The organism is Corynebacterium lubricantis DSM 45231 (assembly GCF_000379425.1).
Taxonomy (GTDB): Bacteria; Actinomycetota; Actinomycetes; order Mycobacteriales; family Mycobacteriaceae; genus Corynebacterium; species Corynebacterium lubricantis.
In genome coordinates this window covers 1-3327 of record NZ_KB902223.1, presented here as the reverse complement: position 1 = coordinate 3327, position 3327 = coordinate 1, and the positions used below count along the sequence as shown (strand labels likewise).

3 protein-coding genes are annotated in these 3327 nt (G+C 54.0%); 1 reads left to right on the top strand and 2 read right to left on the bottom strand.

Annotation, left to right across the window (positions count from 1 at the left end; genetic code table 11):
* Window positions 1–904 (top strand): substrate-binding domain-containing protein (locus A37O_RS16270; protein ID WP_156802575.1); only part of this gene is annotated, 904 nt, incomplete at its 5' end.
* Window positions 905–911: 7 nt separating this feature from the next.
* On the opposite strand, the gene A37O_RS0110440 is transcribed toward A37O_RS16270, so the two are convergent.
* Window positions 912–2444, bottom strand: coding sequence for a hypothetical protein (locus A37O_RS0110440; RefSeq protein WP_018297448.1), 1533 nt, complete (start codon window positions 2442–2444; stop codon window positions 912–914).
* A gap of 657 nt (window positions 2445–3101) precedes the next feature.
* Window positions 3102–3327: hypothetical protein (locus tag A37O_RS16735; RefSeq protein WP_211208372.1), on the bottom strand; the 226-nt coding region annotated here is incomplete at its 5' end.

Here is a 3327-nt window from a genome sequence, read left to right as displayed (position 1 = left end):
ATCACCCCACAAGAGATGGAAGACGCCTACTATCAACAATCACACGCCCAGCCGTTGGGCGTTCAATAAGCGGAACGAAAACCAGGACGCTTCAGAGCTGGTAAACCCCTTTTTTCAAGAGATTTTTGACACGCTCAGTGAAGAATTCGCAAAGGCGGGTTCCCGAGTTATCGTTTGGAATTCTTCATCACATGAAAAAGACGCCATAAGGGCACTTCAAGAACGCAGCGTCGATGGTGTGATTATTTCTGCATGGGATGAAAAATCAACTGAAATGAGGGGGTTGCTAGAGGCTGGGTTGCCAATTGTCCTCCTTAACCGCACCGCGCTTTCAGGATCATTTGATTCTATTACTAGTGACAACCATTCTGGTGGGTCTTTGGTAGCCAAATACTTTTACCAACACGGGAAACAGAGACTAGTTTTTCTTCAAGGTGGGTCCCATACGAGCACCTCAAGTGAAAGACTTCACGGATTTCAAGAAGGATTACACGATTTAGGTCAACCTGCGCCAATTGTTTTGAACGGGGATTTTTCTTTCGAGAGATCTTTTTCATTGGCGAGTGAATACATAGAGCATTTCGGAGCTCCAGATGCCTTTTTCTGTGCTAATGACTACATGGCATTTGGGGTTTTAAATGCAGTGAAAGAAGCTGGTCTTACTGTCCCTGATGATGTTTGGGTTGTAGGTTATGACAACGTACAGCAATCAAGGTGGCCATTGATTGATCTAACAACTATAAGTCAAGATAGTCACCGGATGGCTGAGCTTGGAGCTCGCCGTTTGCTGGAGAGAATTGAAAACCCAGACGCTCCTACGGAAAAGACAATCCTGCCGGTTCGACTTGAAGTTAGAGGAACGACCGCGAGGGCTTCATTTTCGCAAGAAGAAATTGTACGGTAGCGCAACCTTAGGTAAGTTTCGGCTGGGTGGCATAATCGCCTTTCGATCGCGATCTTCGGCTCTCGTCACGAGCTGCTGCATGTTTTGCCATGGACTCGACAAAAATGGCATTGGCCTGGTTGTGTCGGGTAAGCACGGTGCGTAGCCAGGCGAGAGGCCGGCGAATGTCGGTGGGGTAAATCTCCCAACCACGGGCTGCGAGGAAAGCGTCGATCCCTGCCTGAATCTCCGAAGCTGCCAGGTGGGACGAACCCGTGTCCTCGATGACATGCGCTAACGCTCCCAGGTGGTAGCGCCCACCAGTGGGTTTGCGGATCAGCCAGGGGAGCCTGTCGGCGAGGGAAGCGGCGGTTTTCTGCGCCTGGAGTGAGGCCGGATCGCGGCGGAAGCCGGGTTTTCTTTGCTTCTTCTCATTCGATGATGGCTTGCTCGCGCGCGTATGCGCGTTGAGTAACCACTTAGAAAGAGTAAGTAGAGAAGATAGCGGTGCTACGCACCGGTGGGGTGACAGTAACCCGTTTGAACACATGTCCACAATTGTGTCTTTTGCTTGGTTTATCAGTGCTTTCCACGTCCCTTCCCCTACGGTGGCCTGTGGACCATGGCGCATGAATGGGTTGCTCGATACGGCCCAGGCCGGCTTGGCTTCCCGGGGCTTTTCGACAACAAAGGATTCTCGTGGCGTGACAAGATCGCGCACCGAGCCGGCCTTGATCTGGTGGGTGCGGTGCCTAGCAAACGCCACGACACGTTCGGCTGTGGTGAGGTGGCGGCCTGTGGCGCGCACAATCACCCAGCCCAGATCAGCCAGTGCAGCCATCACATGCGAGACGGCACGGGTCATGGACTTTTCCGACAGGGCAGCAGTGCGCCGGCCTTTCGTGCGGTAGCCCTTTTTCTCCGCATCATGCGCGAGCTGTTGCGCACGCCTGCCAATGGTGCGGTTCGCCGCAGTGCAGCTATGGCCTGTCACATCGTCGGCAAACGACGCGGCCGCGCGCACAATGAATGACCAGTGCTGCTTACCGACGCGTTCCAGCTTCTTATGCCCGCACGTTTGGAGCGTGGCGAGCGCACCACGAACCCACAAGGTGCGCGACTGCCAGCGAGACTGTGCACGCTCGGCCACACTGACTGTCACGGGCAGTGAGACGCTGCGGGCATTGGGAACCTCGGGCAGGGTGGGTCCCACCGTGGCCACAACATGCGCGCGAGCATCATCGACCCGGCCGAGGACATCAAGCATCTCGGCGGCGACGTCCTCGTCGGCTTTCCCGGAGGAGTCAACGCCGAATACACGCCGCAGGAGAGTGGTCTGTCCCTTCTCTGTGGCGATGCGGCTGGCAATGTCTTCGTAGATGACTTCGCGGTAAGCAAGTTTTGCCGATGCATCGGCAAGATTTTTAGCGGTATTTTCTTGTGTCGTGGACGTTTTTTTACATGAAAAAGCCCAGGTCGTGGCCGTGTGAGAGAGTTCGTCCCGCGTTGGTGTTGCGAAACGTATCTGGGTACGACTAACCTGGGAGACAGCGTGATGCAATGCTGTTCCCTTCTGTGGTGGAAGGATTTTTGAGAAATCAGTTGGTAGCTGTTTCTCCCCTGAGACTTTGTAAGACCCCCGGTGTGGTAGCCGGGGGTTTTCTCATGCCCACTAGTCGCCGGAGTGGTTAAGTTCCTAGGTAGCTGGTGAAGGCTACACAAGCGATAGCGGGTGGGTAAAACCCTTCCGCAGATATGAAATTACTGGGGTGGCCGTGACGTGGACCAACACGCAGAAACTACGTCTAAGCGGGGCAAACTCCTTGAAAAAGTCGAGATGACACCAGTGTGATTACACAGATGTTCCCCCTATTGTTACACACGACACCCGCAGGCTGTCGAGGAACCCGCGGCAAGTCGTCCAGGCCCAAAACCCCAGGCCAACAAAACAACAAAGCCACATCTGTAGCAAACGCCATCACGAAAAACGGGATCACCCAGCAGGTTTAGCGCCATGTGGTGACGTGAAATGGTGCCGAGTTGTCGCCAAATTGAGCAAAGAGACGCCGAACATCACACTCAACTTCCCACAGCGGGAAGATCGCCAGGAAAGCTCGGACAAGCGGTGGACGGGAAGATCGCCAAAAGGTGCACGCAGGACTCGCCGAAGAACACATTAGTGACGTGTCACATACAAAAAGTAAGCATACATAGCGGACTATTCAGCCCCAGAAAGCACTACATCTAGTAGCGAACCCCCTCTTTGCGCATATTTACCCACACGAAGAACGCCTATAATGTCCGCATAAGCACACATAGGGCAAAATGCCAGGTCAGGCTGCGCATATTTACCCACAAAAAGCCCACCACCCAAAAACCGTGCGCATATCTGCCCACACGCCTGCGCATATTTACCCACAAGGTTGCGCATATCTGCCCACACG